At 68.2% G+C, this 13,920-nt stretch carries 14 protein-coding genes; 5 read left to right on the top strand and 9 right to left on the bottom strand.

Annotated elements, in window-relative coordinates:
• The first annotated feature begins 41 nt into the window (after nucleotides 1–41).
• The 4 genes from ITJ49_RS13740 to ITJ49_RS13725 are packed head-to-tail and all read left to right on the top strand — an operon-like array spanning nucleotide 42 to nucleotide 4,712.
• Nucleotides 42–1,106: a histidinol-phosphate transaminase gene (locus tag ITJ49_RS13740; protein ID WP_194606176.1), complete on the top strand. Its 1,065-nt coding sequence runs from the start codon at nucleotides 42–44 to the stop codon at nucleotides 1,104–1,106.
• A 35-nt stretch (nucleotides 1,107–1,141) separates the two neighbouring features.
• Nucleotides 1,142–2,305, top strand: coding sequence for a thiamine pyrophosphate-dependent dehydrogenase E1 component subunit alpha (locus ITJ49_RS13735; protein WP_055961487.1), 1,164 nt, complete (start codon nucleotides 1,142–1,144; stop codon nucleotides 2,303–2,305).
• Nucleotides 2,302–3,321 carry an alpha-ketoacid dehydrogenase subunit beta gene (locus ITJ49_RS13730; RefSeq protein ID WP_194606175.1) on the top strand — a complete coding sequence of 340 codons (1,020 nt, stop codon included), beginning with the start codon at nucleotides 2,302–2,304 and terminating at the stop codon, nucleotides 3,319–3,321. The genes ITJ49_RS13735 and ITJ49_RS13730 overlap by 4 nt, the downstream gene beginning before the upstream one ends.
• Before the next feature lie 14 nt (nucleotides 3,322–3,335).
• Nucleotides 3,336–4,712: a dihydrolipoamide acetyltransferase family protein gene (locus tag ITJ49_RS13725; protein WP_194606174.1), complete on the top strand. Its 1,377-nt coding sequence runs from the start codon at nucleotides 3,336–3,338 to the stop codon at nucleotides 4,710–4,712.
• Between the two features lie 31 nt (nucleotides 4,713–4,743).
• Here the strand turns inward: ITJ49_RS13725 and ITJ49_RS13720 are convergent, their stop codons facing one another.
• The 9 genes from ITJ49_RS13720 to ITJ49_RS13680 form a co-directional block, all read right to left on the bottom strand.
• Nucleotides 4,744–5,997: a DedA family protein gene (locus ITJ49_RS13720; RefSeq protein ID WP_194606173.1), complete on the bottom strand. Its 1,254-nt coding sequence runs from the start codon at nucleotides 5,995–5,997 to the stop codon at nucleotides 4,744–4,746.
• 84 nt (nucleotides 5,998–6,081) lie between these two features.
• The gene (locus tag ITJ49_RS13715) at nucleotides 6,082–6,399 is read right to left on the bottom strand and encodes a hypothetical protein (protein WP_194606172.1); all 318 of its coding nucleotides are present in this window, start codon (nucleotides 6,397–6,399) and stop codon (nucleotides 6,082–6,084) included.
• Nucleotides 6,400–6,468: 69 nt separating this feature from the next.
• Nucleotides 6,469–7,113, bottom strand: coding sequence for a response regulator transcription factor (locus ITJ49_RS13710; protein ID WP_194606171.1), 645 nt, complete (start codon nucleotides 7,111–7,113; stop codon nucleotides 6,469–6,471).
• Nucleotides 7,110–8,336: a histidine kinase gene (locus ITJ49_RS13705; protein WP_194606170.1), complete on the bottom strand. Its 1,227-nt coding sequence runs from the start codon at nucleotides 8,334–8,336 to the stop codon at nucleotides 7,110–7,112. Before ITJ49_RS13705 ends, ITJ49_RS13710 begins: the two co-directional genes overlap by 4 nt.
• 73 nt (nucleotides 8,337–8,409) lie before the next feature.
• Nucleotides 8,410–9,228 carry an ABC transporter permease gene (locus ITJ49_RS13700; protein ID WP_194606169.1) on the bottom strand — a complete coding sequence of 273 codons (819 nt, stop codon included), beginning with the start codon at nucleotides 9,226–9,228 and terminating at the stop codon, nucleotides 8,410–8,412.
• On the bottom strand, nucleotides 9,225–10,154 hold the full coding sequence (locus ITJ49_RS13695; protein ID WP_194606168.1) for an ABC transporter ATP-binding protein: 930 nt from the start codon (nucleotides 10,152–10,154) through the stop codon (nucleotides 9,225–9,227). Before ITJ49_RS13695 ends, ITJ49_RS13700 begins: the two co-directional genes overlap by 4 nt.
• Nucleotides 10,155–10,237: 83 nt before the next feature.
• Nucleotides 10,238–10,726, bottom strand: coding sequence for a hypothetical protein (locus tag ITJ49_RS13690; RefSeq protein ID WP_194606167.1), 489 nt, complete (start codon nucleotides 10,724–10,726; stop codon nucleotides 10,238–10,240).
• 47 nt (nucleotides 10,727–10,773) lie between these two features.
• The gene (locus ITJ49_RS13685; RefSeq protein ID WP_194606166.1) at nucleotides 10,774–12,147 is read right to left on the bottom strand and encodes an ABC transporter permease; all 1,374 of its coding nucleotides are present in this window, start codon (nucleotides 12,145–12,147) and stop codon (nucleotides 10,774–10,776) included.
• Nucleotides 12,144–12,893 (bottom strand): ABC transporter ATP-binding protein, encoded by a 750-nt coding sequence (locus ITJ49_RS13680; protein WP_194606165.1) that lies wholly within the window; start codon nucleotides 12,891–12,893, stop codon nucleotides 12,144–12,146. Before ITJ49_RS13680 ends, ITJ49_RS13685 begins: the two co-directional genes overlap by 4 nt.
• Nucleotides 12,894–13,009: 116 nt before the next feature.
• On the opposite strand from ITJ49_RS13680, the gene ITJ49_RS13675 reads away from it, so the two are divergent.
• Nucleotides 13,010–13,915, top strand: a complete 906-nt coding sequence (locus ITJ49_RS13675; protein ID WP_194606164.1) for a metal ABC transporter solute-binding protein, Zn/Mn family — start codon at nucleotides 13,010–13,012, stop codon at nucleotides 13,913–13,915.
• Nucleotides 13,916–13,920: the final 5 nt, after the last annotated feature.

Genomic DNA, 13,920 nt, shown 5'->3' with positions numbered 1-13,920 from the left:
GCCCATCCGTGGGCCCGGGTGGTAGCCCGTAGTCTGGCTTCGTGACCGTTCCCGTACGTCTTCGCCCCGAGATCGCCGCCCTCCCGCCCTACCGCCAGGGCAAACAGGCCGACCCGGACGCCTTCAAGCTGTCGAGCAACGAAAATCCATTCGAGCCTCTGCCCGCTGTCATCGAGGCGCTCCACGGGGCTCTCCAGGTCAACCGGTATCCCGATGCTTCCGCTGCCGCTCTCCGCCAGATCCTCGCCGACCGCTACGGCGTCGGCCTCGACGAGGTGCACATCGGCGCAGGATCCATCTCGGTCCTGTCCCAGCTTCTCCTCGCGGTCGCGCAGACGGGCGACGAGGTGCTCTACTCGTGGCGTTCGTTCGAGGCCTACCCCGGTCTCGTCACCGTGACCGGCGCGACCAGCGTGCAGGTGCCCAACCGCGCCGACGGCGGCCACGACCTCGTCGCGATGGCGGCGGCGCTCACCGATCGCACCCGACTCGTGATCGTCTGCTCGCCCAACAACCCGACGGGGCAGATCGTCACGACGGCCGAGTTCGAGACCTTCATGGCCTCCGTGCCCGAGTCGGTGCTCGTCGTGCTCGATGAGGCCTACGCCGAGTTCGTCACCGACGAGGCGGCAGTCGATGGGGAGTCGCTCACCGAGCGTCACCCGAACCTCGTCGTGCTCCGTACCTTCTCCAAGGCCTATGGTCTTGCGGGACTCCGGGTCGGTTATGCCATCGGCCCCGCGTACATCCTCGACGCCGCCCGCTCTACCGCCATCGCCCTCTCGGTCACGGGCCTCGGGCAGGAGGCGGCGATCGCCTCCCTCGCTCACGAGGGCGAGCTCCTCGAGCGCGTGGCCCGCATCGTGCGCCTCCGCGACGACGTCCGCCAGGCGCTCCTCGACCAGGGCTGGGAGGTGCCGCCCGCTCAGGGCAACTTCCTCTGGCTCCCCACGGGAGAGCACACGGCCCACGCCGCCGGGGTGTTCGACAAGCACGGCATCGTCGTCCGGGCATTCGCCCCCGAGGGCATCCGCGTCTCGATCGGCGAGGCCGCTTCTGTCGACAAACTCCTAGCAGCCGCCCAGGAGGTTGTTCACGCCCTCTAGCTCTCTCGGAGCGGGTCGCAGATAGGCTCGATCGCATGTCATTCGACACCACGAGTCACGCGGCGCCCTCGACGGCGCCTTCTGCTGGGGCACAGCCCGAGACGGTTCAGCTCCTCGACCCCGCCGGGGTCCTCCAGGAGAACGACCGGACCGCCGAGTTCCTCCCCACCATCGAGGCGCTCTCCGACGAGACGCTCCGTCAGTTCCACCGCGACATGGTGCTCACACGGCGCTTCGACGACGAGGCCGGCAACCTGCAGCGTCAGGGTCAGCTCGCCCTCTGGGTTCCGAGTCACGGGCAGGAGGCCGCCCAGGTCGGGTCGGCCCGCGCCAGCCGCCCGCAAGACCACCTCTTCCCCTCGTACCGCGAGCATGCCGTCGGCATGGTGCGCGGCATCGACCCGGTCGACGTCGTCCGTCTGCTCCGCGGCAATACCCACGGCGGCTGGAACCCGGCCGAGCGGCAGAACTTCCACCTCTACACGCTGGTGATCGGCTCGCAGACCCTTCACGCCACCGGGTACGCGCTGGGCATCACCCTCGACGGCGACTACGCCACGGGCGACCCTGAGCGCGACACCGCAGTCATCACGTACTTCGGTGACGGCGCCACCAGTCAGGGCGACGTCAGCGAGGCCTTCGTCTTCGCGGCGAGCTTCCAAACGCCCGAGGTCTTCTTCCTCCAGAACAACCAGTGGGCCATCTCCGTTCCGGTCGCCACCCAGTCGCGCACGTCCCTTCACCTCCGCGGTGAGGGCTTCGGCATCCCCTCGACGCAGATCGACGGCAACGACGTCCTCGCGAGCTACGCGGTCACACTCCGCGACCTCGACGCGGCGCGTTCCGGCGGAGGCCCCCGCTTCATCGAGGCCCTCACCTATCGCATCGGCGCGCACACGACCTCGGACGACCCGACGAAGTACCGCACCGACGCCGAGCTGCAGTCGTGGATCGCGCGCGATCCGATCGTGCGGTACGAGGCCTACCTGCGAGGTCGGGGCGAGTCCGACTCGTTCTTCGCCGCCGTCGAAGAGGAAGCGAACGATCTCGCGAACGACGTCCGGGTGCGCACGCTCGCCCTCGAGAAGCCCTCGACCGACCTCATTTTCGACAACGTCTACAGCGAGCCCCACCCGCGCATCGACGAGCAGAAAGAATGGCTCTCGCACTACGAGTCGTCGTTCGGAGAATCAGCATGACCAACACGCTTCCCGGTACCGCCGAGACCGCCGCGCCCTCCACTGAGACGCTGCCCCTCGGCCGTGCCCTCAACGCGGGCCTGCGCAAGGCCATGAGCGACGACCCCCGTGTCGTTCTGCTCGGCGAAGACATCGCCACGCTCGGCGGCGTGTTCCGCGTGACCGAGGGCCTCAAGACCGAGTTCGGGGCCAAGCGCGTCATCGACACGCCCCTCGCCGAGAGCGGCATCATCGGCGCCTGCATCGGTCTGGCCATGCGCGGCTTCCGCCCCGTCGCCGAGATCCAATTCGACGGGTTCATCTTCCCCGGCTTCGACCAGATCACCTCGCAGCTCGCCAAGCTCACCGCGCGGCACGAGGGCACCATGCCCTTCCCCGTCGTGATCCGGGTTCCGTACGGCGGGCACATCGGCGCCGTCGAGCACCACCAGGAGAGCCCCGAGGCCTACTTCGCCCACACGGCCGGGCTCCGGTCGGTGAGCCCGTCGACGCCGCACGACGCGTACTGGATGATCCAGGAAGCGATCCAGTCGAACGACCCGATCATGTTCTTCGAGCCGAAGAGCCGCTACTGGCCGAAGGGTCCCGTCGACTTCACGGCGCCGGGAGCCCCCCTGCACGCGAGCCGGGTCGTCCGCACGGGCACCGAGGTGACCGTCCTCGGTCACGGGGCCATGGTCTCGGTCCTCCTCCAGGCCGCCGAGATCGCCGCCGAGGAGGGCATCAGCATCGAGGTCGTCGACCTTCGTTCGCTCTCGCCGGTCGATTACGGCCCGATCCTCGAATCCGTGCGCAAGACGGGCCGTCTCGTCATCGCCCAGGAGGCCCCGCAGAACGCCAGCATCGCCTCCGAGATCGCCTCGACCGTGGCCGAGAAGGCCTTCTACTCGCTTGAGGCCCCCGTCCTCCGGGTGAGCGGCTTCGACACCCCGTTCCCGCCCGCCAAGCTCGAATCGGTCTACCTCCCCGATGCCGATCGCGTGCTCGAGGCCGTCGACCGCGCCCTCGCCTACTGAGAAAAGAAGCCCGCGTGACCACCACCACAGCCAGCAACGAATTCCATCTTCCCGACGTCGGCGAAGGTCTCACCGAAGCCGAGATCGTCGAGTGGAAGGTGGCTCCCGGCGATTCCGTCGCCCTCAACCAGGTCATCGTCGAAATCGAGACGGCGAAGTCGCTCGTCGAACTGCCCTCGCCGTTCGCAGGTGTCGTTGACGAGATCCTCGTCGAGCAGGGGCAGACCGTCGCCGTGGGTGCGCCCATCATCCGGGTGGCCGGAGGCGACGTCCCCCGCACGCCGGCCGACGAGATCCTCGAGGCCGAAGCGGACGAGGCGGCCTTCGTGACCACGACTCCGACCTCGGCGGCGTCGGCCGAGGCGGTCGCTGACGAGGGGTCGGGCTCCGTGCTCGTCGGCTACGGCATCACGGGCGGGCACGCGGCGACGCGGCGTCGACGCCCGACCAAGGGCGAAGCCGACGCCCGGGTGCAACGCGTCGCGGAGGCCAAGAAGCGCCGCCCCGAGTCGGTGCCGGCGGCATCGGCACAGCCGGTCATCGTCAAACCCCCGATTCGCAAGCTCGCCAAAGACCTCGGAGTCGACCTGGCAGTGGTCGAGGCAACCGGACTCGCTGGCGAGACCACCCGCGACGACGTCATCCGGCATGCCAAGCAGGCAAGCGTCTTCCACAACATCGAGACGCCCGAGTGGAGCGAGGAGCGCGTCGAGCGGATCCCGGTCAAGGGCGTCCGCAAGGCCATCGCGTCGGCAATGGTGTCGAGTGCCTTCACCGCCCCGCACGTCAGCCTCTTCGTCGACGTCGACGCGACCCGCACGATGGAGTTCGTCAAACGGCTGAAAAACTCCGCGCAGTTTGCCGGGGTCAAGGTCTCTCCGCTTCTGATCATGGCGAAGGCCGTCATCTGGGCCGTCCGTCGCAACCCCACGGTCAACTCGGAGTGGACCGATCGCGAGATCCTGGTCAGCCACTTCGTCAACCTCGGCATCGCGGCGGCGACCCCCCGCGGCCTCATCGTGCCCAACATTAAAGAGGCACAGGCGATGTCGCTCCTCGAGCTGGCGCAGGCCCTGGAAGAGCTCACCCTGACGGCCCGCGACGGCAAGACCCAACCGGCTGACACCGCGGGCGGCACGATCACCATCACGAACATCGGCGTCTTCGGCATGGACACGGGCACGCCGATCCTCAACCCGGGCGAGGTGGGCATCATCGCCCTCGGCACGATCAAGCAGAAGCCCTGGGTCGTCGACGGCGAGGTGCGCCCGCGCATGGTCACGACCATCGGCGCCTCGTTCGATCACCGCGTGGTCGACGGCGACGTGGCCTCCCGCTTCGTGGCAGACGTCGCGAGCGTGCTGGAAGAGCCGGCGCTGCTACTCGACTGAGCCGCGGGCCGGGTTTGCGAGGCGGTGGGCGTCAGGCGGGCTCGCGCAGCCGCTGGGCGGCTTCCGATCGGACGGAGGCGTTGAGTCGTCTGGCCGCGATGACGCCGTCGGCGATGCCGAGGGCCATCGCCGCGAGAACGATCACGGTGCCGATGCCGGCGAGGAAGCCCACCGCCGGGAATGCCATGGACGTGGCCACCAGTACGACCGAGACCGCGATGGCGAGTGCGCGGAGGACGTCGTTGGGCAGCCGGGTGTCCGCACCGGAGGGCAGGAACGCCTGCAGCACCGCGATGGTTACGAGGACGATGCCCAGGCTGATCGCCAGGCTCAAGGGCGTGCGTCCGACAGCGGCGAGAGTCACCAGCATCGCCGCGGGCACGAGGCGGTCGACGAGCGGTATGCGTCGCTCGGCCCGACCCGTCGTCGTGATGATCGAGGAGCGCCGCGAGGCGAGGAGCGTCGGCAGGCCGGTGGGCAGGATGCAGAGCCCGACCAGGGCTGCCGTGATGGCGAGCCCGAGGTACCAGCCGGCGAGCGCGAAGACCGATGCGATCACGGCGAGTCCGAGGCGGATCGCCAGCCCGGTGGTCAGTGGTCGCCGCCGAATTCGGGCGAGAGTGCTGCGGCCGGCATCGGCGGCCGTGAAGGTGTCGGTCGAGCCGTCCCGTTCGCGACGCTTCGTGAGGATCCGACGCGCGACTGCCAGGAGGACGGCGAGCGCCAGCACCCCGGCGAAGAGGTAGCCGAACGAGCTCAGGTACTTCTCGACGGCGTTCAGCGAGGAGCGCAGGAGGTAGCCGAGCCCGACGTAGAGGGCGGACCAGATGAAGGCTCCCGAGAACGATGCGGGTAGGAAGCGGGGATAGGTCGCTCCTGCCACGCCGGCCGCCGTCGGGGTGAGGATGCGGACGATCGGGACCGGCCGGGTGAAGAGGATGGCCCGGGCGCCCTGCTTCTCGAGGAGGGCGATGGCGCGATCCCAGTGGTGCGGCCCGATCCTCTGGACGAGGCGCGTCTCGCGGATCCTCGGCCCGTGTCTCCTTCCGAGAAGATAGCCGACGTGGTCGCCCGCGCAGGCGAAGACCGTGACGAGCGCGAACATGACGACCGCGCTCCCCGGGGTGGTCAGCGCGGCGGAGACGATGAGGATCGCCGTCTCACCGGGGAAGAACAGACCGAGACCGAGACCCGACTCGGCGAAGGAGAGCGCTGATCCCAGAGCCCAGATCAGCCCTAGGGGAAGGGAGGAGGTCACATCGGTGATCCAGCCGAGGAAGTCCATGTGCGCCAGTCTCGCGTTTCGGTGTCGTGGTCGTCGTCCGGCCCCGGGATGATCCCGGTGGGCCCGCGGTGGGAGCGGTCGGGGTCAGCGTCGACGGGCCAGCAGCACTGTCGCGATGGCGCCGATCAGCGCGCCGGCCGTGAGTCCGGGTTTGCCGAACACGGCTCGCAGCAGCAGCAGGACCGGCATCAGGAGGACGACGAGGGCGAGGCCGACGAGGAACAGCACCGCGAGAACCGTCGCCCAGTGGAAGAAGAGGTACACAAGGGCAGCGACGATGGCGGCGGTCATCAGCGCGGGACGGAGAGCGGCGTGGATGCGGTGAGACCGCGGAGCGGGCGCCGTAGTCTCGGTCGGGGGAGCCAGGGTGACGACGGGAAGCGGTTGGGTGACAGGGTCCATGACTCGAGTATAAATATCAGACATGACGGGTGGTAATCCTGCCGGGTGGAACCCGATGGCACCCAGGTCTCAGACGAGGCCCTGCTGGTAGGCGTAGATGACGGCCTGGACGCGATCGCGGAGAGCGAGCTTGGCGAGGACCCGGCCCACGTGCGTCTTGACTGTCGACTCCGACAGGAACAACTCGGCGGCGATCTCGGTATTCGAGAGTCCGCGGCCGATGGCGACGAGCACCTCCTGCTCGCGTTCCGAGAGCGGCGACGGAGCCGCGGGCGCCGACTCGGGCATCTTGCCGCGATACATCTCGAGCATCCGCTGAGTGATGCGCGGCGACACGATCGCCTCCCCAGCCGCTACCGTGCGGATCGCCTGGATGAGCTCGTCGGACGGAGCGTCTTTCAGCAGGAAGCCGCTCGCACCCGCGTTGAGCCCGCCGAACGCGTACTCGTCGAGATCGAAGGTCGTGAGGATGATGACGCGAACGGACGGATCGGCGGCGACGATGCGACGCGTCGCCTCGATCCCGTCGACACCCGGCATTCGGACGTCCATGAGCACCACATCGGGAGAGAGATCGGCGGCGCGGATGATGGCGTCACCCCCGTTGCTCGCCTCGCCGATCACGCGGATGCCGTCAGCGGCGCCGAGCACCATGGCCATACCTGCTCGGAGCAGATCCTGGTCGTCGACGAGGAGCAGCGTGATGTCGGTCATTTCATCCCTTCCAGAGTTGTGGGGAGGCTCATACGCACCCGCCATCCCCCACCATCCTGCCCGGTCTCGGGGTTGATGGCGGGCCCGGCCTCGACTGTCCCGCCGAAAGCGGCTGCGCGTTCGCGGAGGCCGACGAGGCCGCGTCCGCTGCCGACCGACTGCTGCGCGCCGAGGAAGATGCCGTCATCGGTGATATCGACCGTGGTGCTGACCGGGCCGTAGTCGAGGACGACGAGCACCCGTGTCGGTTCTCGGGAGTAGCGAAGCGCGTTGGTCAGCGCCTCCTGCACGCCGCGATAGACGGCGACCTGCAGCGTGGAGTCGGTGGGGGGAGTGCCTCGTTGCTGGACGGCGACGGGCAGCCCGGCGGAGCGGTAGGTCTCGATGAGGTCGTCCAGCTCGCCGAGGGTCGGTTGCGGGGAGAAGCCCACTTCGTCGTCGTCGCGGAGCACTCCCAGAAGGCGGCGCATGTCGCGCAGCGACGCGCGTCCGACGCTGCCGATCTGCCGGACCGCTTCGCGAGAGCGCTCAGGATCCGATACGGCCACGGCTTCGGCGCCATCCGAGAGCCGGATCATGACGGAGAGTCCGTGCGCCACCACGTCGTGCATCTCACGCGCGATCCTCGACCGCTCCTCGACGGCCGCCAGCTGTCCGCGCTGATCGCGCTCGCGGGCGAGCTGCGCCGCCCGATCGAGCAGGGCTTGGAGGTAACGCCGGCGGTTGCCGATGGTGGACCCGATCAGCAGGGTGATCACGAACGCGACACCCACTATTCCCACGTTGCGCGGAGGTTCGCCGGCCACGGCGTACTCGACCGCGACCAACGCGGCGAGGCCGACGAGCGCCGCGATCCAACCGTACGACGGCCGGGAGTACACGGTCGCCGCGTAGAGGGCGAGCATGGCCGGGATCGGGAACGTGGTGTTCAGGCCGGTGAGGACGACCGCGCAGGCGAGTGTGACTGCGAGTACGACGATGGGGCGATCGCGGCGCACGACGATGGCTGCTCCGGCGATGACCGGCAGGCCGAACCAGGCCGCGACGGCGACGGGGTGAGACGTGCCGAGGCCGAGCCTGCCGTTGAAGGTGTCGAGGGAGCCCGCGAGCACGGCTGCGACGGCGAGGAGCACGTCGGTGAGGCGCATGTGTCGAGCCCAGAATCGACGGATCAGACCTGGCGACCTCGGAAGCAGGAGGTCGTCGTCCTGCGGGATAGACACGGAGTAAGGGTACGCCTCGAGCGCGGCCGGCCACGGCCTTCTCCGGGGTGAAAGCCGTGGCGAGGCCGACGCGTCAGGCGTCTCGTTTCTTGATGAGCGCGAATGCGACGACCGTGGGTGCGATGAGCCAGACCATCGTCAGCAGGACGTTGAGGCCGACGTGTGGCACGCCCTCTTGCCAGAGGCTCGAGGAGACGCTCTGCGCGGCGTACCCCAGGAAGTAGTCGCTCGGGTGGACGGTTCCGAAAGCCAGGAGCTCGCCGACGACCGGGATCACGAAGAAGACGCCGGTCATGATGGCGATTCCCGCAGCGGAGTTGCGCACGATGCTTGCAACCGCCGTCGAGAAGAGCGCCACCGTCACCAGATAGAGAGCCGATCCGATCAGGGATCCCATCACCTCGGTGTCGAGCAGGGATGCGGTCACGCCGCGGCCGCCGAAGATGAGGCTGACCAGCGCGAAGCTGACGAGAGACGAGACGAGCGAGAGGAGCACCGTCGTGACGACGGCGACGACCAGCTTCGCGGCCAGCACCGGCGCGCGCTTCGGGCTCGCCGCGAATGTCGACTGGATCATGTTCGTCGTGTACTCGTTCGACACGATGAGGACGGCGAGGACTCCGATCACCAGTTGCGCGAAGCTGACCGAGGATCCGGTTGCCGAGGCGTAGGCGCCCTCCGATGAGGCGACCGCGGGGATTTCTCCCCAGGTGGCGGCGAGGAGAGCTGCGAAGCCGGCCGAGATGCCGACCATCACGATCGCGATGACGAGGGTCGAGCGCAGGGTGCGGAGTTTGGTGAACTCCGACGAGACCACGCGGCCGAACGACCAGCGCGGAGTCGCGCGCATCGCCGACGATCGGCGGAGGGAACTGGGGGCCGTGGTGCTCATCGTGCGTTCTCCGTGTCTGCGTGATTCGAGGTGCGGTACTCGACCGCATCATGGGTGAGCGCGAAGAACGCCTCTTCGAGCGATGCCCGGACGGTCGTGATCTCGAACAGCACGATTCCGTCAGCGGCCGCGATACGGGCGATCTGCTCCGCCGTGGAGCCGGTCACCTCGGCGGAGTCGGCCGAGGTGCGCGCGAGGGTCGCGCCGAGCGGGCTGAGGGCCTGGGAGAGACGGTCGAGGTCGGTGCTCCGCACCCGTATGGTCTCCCCGCCGGATCCGGCGATGATGTCGTCCATCGAGGCGTTGGCGATCACTCGACCCCGGCCGAGCACGACGACTCGATCGGCCGTCTTGGCCATCTCGTCCATCAAATGGCTCGACAGCAGCACGGCACGGCCTTCGGCGGCGAGTGATCGGCAAAGGGAGCGAACCCACTGGACACCCTCGGGGTCGAGGCCGTTGACGGGTTCGTCGAGGATGACCGTCTGCGGATCGCCGAGCAGTGCGCCGGCGATTCCGACGCGCTGACCCATGCCGAGCGAGAACTTGCCGACGCGTTTTCCGGCGACGCTGTCCAAGCCGGTCATGGAGATGACCTCGTCGACGCGGCGGTTCGAGATGCCGTGCGTGCGGGCGATGCAGCGGAGGTGGTTGCGGGCGCTGCGGGCCGGGTGGGCGGCCTTGGCGTCGAGCAGGATCCCGACCTCGGTCAGGGGCGCCGAGTGGTCGGCGTAGGGCTTGCCGTTGACGGTGACACGACCCGAGGTGGGGCGGTCGAGGCCGACGATCATGCGCATGGTGGTGGACTTGCCCGAGCCGTTGGGGCCGAGGAAGCCGGTGACGTAGCCGGGCTCGACGGTGAAGCTGATGCCGTCGACCGCGGTCTTGTCACCGTAGGTCTTGGTGAGGGAGGTTGCTTCGATCATGGGGTCAACCGTAAATCAATCTGAAATGTTACACAATTGTGCGAGGCTAGCGAGGTTGGTCGTACTCGGGTACCAGGGTGGGCTCAGGACCGAGGGGTTGGCTTCAACTCGGCGCTCTTCCAGCCGTAGACGGTGTCGCCCTTCTGGGCGATGTAGCGGAAGTCGTCGGCGCAGTAGTAGTTCTGCGCGTCGATCGACGCGGGGATCCAGTCGACCTTCAGTGCGGGCGGGGCGGCCTCTGTGACGGGCTTGCAGTGGCTCGTCGCAAGAAGCTCCGGAGTCAGCCCCGTCGCCGAGTCGAAGCGGATGTCCCATCCCGGCTTGTCAGTCGTGTCGAACCGGAGGCGGATGTCGGTGGCGTCGTCGGCCATCCAGGCGGGCTGCTTGGTGGGGAGCATCGGGCCGTCCGCCTCGCGGAACTTCTCGAAAGCGGGGATGTCGGAGGCGGTGACCTCCTTCTCGTGGGTGAGGACCTCGTCGATCACGCCCCGCAGGCTGAACGCGCCGATGCCGGCGGCGGCGACGGCGACCACGGAGAGGGAGATGAATGTGATGACGACTGGCTTCTTCATGAGGTGTGACTTTCTCTCTAGGTGGTTATCTCTGGGGTGGGGATAATTCAGGCGACGCGGAGGGCCTCGACCGGACTCACGCGGGTGGCTCGGCGAGAGGGGGCGAGCGAGGCCAGGGCGGCGAGGGCGAAGGCCCCGACGGCGAGGCCGAGAATGAGGGGGAGCGGAACGGACGGGGCGACGATGGAGCCGGTGACGGAGCCGAGGGTCGCCTGCGCCCCGCACCAGCCGTAGAACGTGCCGAGCAGAAGACCGACGCCGACGGAGGTGATCGCCATCTGCGCTGACTCGGCCAGGATCATGCGGCGGACCTGGCGCCTGGTGAAGCCGAGCGTTCGCAGCAGGCCGAGCTCGCGACGGCGCTGGTGCACGCTGAGCGAGAGCGTGTTCACCATCCCGACGGCCGCGATGATGGCCGAGAAGCCGGTGAGACACGTGAAGACGACGATGATCGGCGTGAAGCTGTCGGGCGAGGAGCCTGCGGCGATGATCGACTTCTCGAGGGAGGTCAACGTCACTGCGAATGTGGTGACGAGCGTCACTCCGACGACCATTCCGATGGTCGACCGGGCGCTGCGGTCGGGGTGGCGCACCGCGTTGGCCGCGGCCAGGCGGGCGGGTGCGCTCCGGCCCAGCAGCCGGCCGGCCGCTCGCAGGCAGGCTGGCATGACGATGTCGGCAGCGGCGACGAGGCCCGAGAACGAGAGGATCCCGCCGACCAGCCCGATCAGGACACCGCCGGGGGAGACCAGCCCGACGACGATGCCGAGGGCCAGCAGGGCGACACCGGCGACCATGGCCACGAGTGCGACGACGTGTCGTCCGCGGCGCGATGTCGTCTCCTCAGGCGACGCCTCCTGCGCACTCGAGGTCGCCTCCATCGGGCTGACTCGGAGCACGTTCCGCGAGCCCACCCGGCCGGCGAGGACCGTGGCGACCACGACGGCGACGACGGGGAAGAGCATGGCGGCGTCGACGTACGAGTACGTCGCCTCGGGGGCCAGGTCGCGGAAGACCAGGATCCTGATGAATGCGACCTCGAGGACGAGTCCTGAGACGGCGCCCAGCGCGGATCCGATCACGCCGACGGCGAGGCTCTCCCGGACGACGGCACGGCGCTGGGAGCGAGCCGTGTCGCCGAGGAGGCGCATCAGCGCGATGCGGGAGGTGCGCCCCGCGATGATCGTGGAGAAGGTGTTGGCGGTGACTATCGCGCCGACGTAGATCGACAGTGTCAGGAACACCGCCGCCATCATCTGCAGAATCGCTGTGCCGTCGTCGGACGTGCTGAGGCCGGGGTGAGTCACCCGGCTGATCTGGTTGAGAAGCGACACGGTACCGAGGAGTACGACGCCGAAGGCTGAACCGAGGGCCGTGACGAGGATCGTGGCCCGGTGGTCGCGGGCAAGGGCGGCGATCACGCGGCACGCTCCAGGCTCAGCATGATGCGCGAGATCTCTTCGGCGCTGGAGTGTCCGAGCTCCCTGACGATACGGCCGTCGGCCAGAATGAGAACGCGATCCGCGTAGCTCGCGGCGACGGGGTCGTGGGTGACCATGGCGATGCTCTGGCCGAAGTCGCGCGAGGCGGCCGACAGGAGGGTGAGCACTTCGCGGCCGGTGCGGGAGTCGAGGTTGCCCGTGGGCTCGTCGGCGAAGATGAGTTCGGGGCGGGACGCCAGGGCTCGGGCGATCGCGACGCGCTGCTGCTGGCCGCCGCTGAGCTCATGCGGTCGATGTGTCACGCGGGGTGTCAGCTCGAGGATGTCGAGGAGGCGGTCGATCCAGGCGCTCTCGTCAGCGGTGGGCTTGCGGCCGTCGAGATCGAAGGGCAGCAGGATGTTGCTGCGGACGTCGAGGGTGGGGACGAGGTTGAACGCCTGGAAGACGAAGCCGATCCGACGACGCCGGAGCAGGGTCAGTTCGTCGTCCTTCAGTCGTGTGATGTCGGTCGAGCCCAGGTGCACTGACCCGCTGGTCGCGGAGTCGAGCCCGGCGAGGATGTGCATCAGGGTGGACTTTCCCGACCCGGAGGGGCCCATGACGGCCGTGAACTCGCCTGTGCGGAAGCCGACGGTGACGTCGGAGAGGGCGTGGACGGCGTTGTCGTCCGAGCCGTAGGACTTGGTGAGGCCCGAGGTGCGGGCGATGAATTCGGATGCGTTCATGGCACCGAGGCTAGAAGCCCTGGATATGTCACATCGTCATTCTGTGGTCGCCTCCCTTTGGTACTTCGGTGCCGGCCTTTTGACAATGATTATCGTTTAGAGGTAGCGTCGGGAATGTGAAAACCCGCCGCCTTGTGCCTCTGCTCGCCCTCGCCACCACGGGAGCGCTCGCGCTCGCCGGCTGCTCCGCCTCGGGTGGTGCCGCACCGGACGACAGCACGATCAAGGTCGTCGCGTCCACGAACGTCTACGGCGACATCGCAAAGCAGATCGGAGGATCCTCGGTCACCGTCACCAGCATCCTGTCGAACCCGAACCAAGACCCGCACGGCTTCGAGGCCGACGCCCAGACGCAGCTGGCGATCTCGAAGGCCGACCTCATCATCGAGAACGGCGGCGGCTACGACGACTACGTCGACACCATGCGCTCGTCGACGAACAGCAAGGCGACGCTTCTCAACGCGGTGAAGGTCTCCGGCTTCACCTCGAGCGACGGCGAGCTCAACGAGCACGTGTTCTACGATTATCCGACCATGTCGAAGCTCGCCAACAGGATCGCCACCGACCTGTCGACGGCGAACCCCGACGAGTCGAAAACGTTCTTCAACAACGCGGTGACGTTCAATACGGCGATGGAGAAGCTCGAGGCGCAGACGGCTGCGCTGAAGAAGACCTACGACGGCGATGCCGTCGCCTACACCGAGCCGGTGCCCGGCTACCTGTTCGACGCGATCGGCCTGAAGAATGCCACGCCGGGTGCGTTCTCGGAGGCGGTCGAGGAGGGCGAAGACGTGCCGCCGTCGGCCCTCAACGACACGCTGAAGCTGATGACCGGCAAGAAGGTCGCCCTGCTCGCCTACAACGAGCAGGCCGGAAGCCCTGAGACCGAGCAGGTGCAGAAGGCGGCCGAGACCGCGGGCGTTCCCGTCGTCCCGGTGACCGAGACCTTGCCGAAGGGCGACGACTACCAGACCTGGCAGCAGAGCAACATCGACGCGGTCAAGGCGGCGCTCGCCCAGTGACAGTG

Source organism: Frondihabitans sp. VKM Ac-2883 (genome assembly GCF_015350875.1).
In the GTDB taxonomy this organism is placed as follows: domain Bacteria; phylum Actinomycetota; class Actinomycetes; order Actinomycetales; family Microbacteriaceae; genus Frondihabitans.
This window is presented reverse-complemented; position numbering and strand designations above follow the sequence as displayed.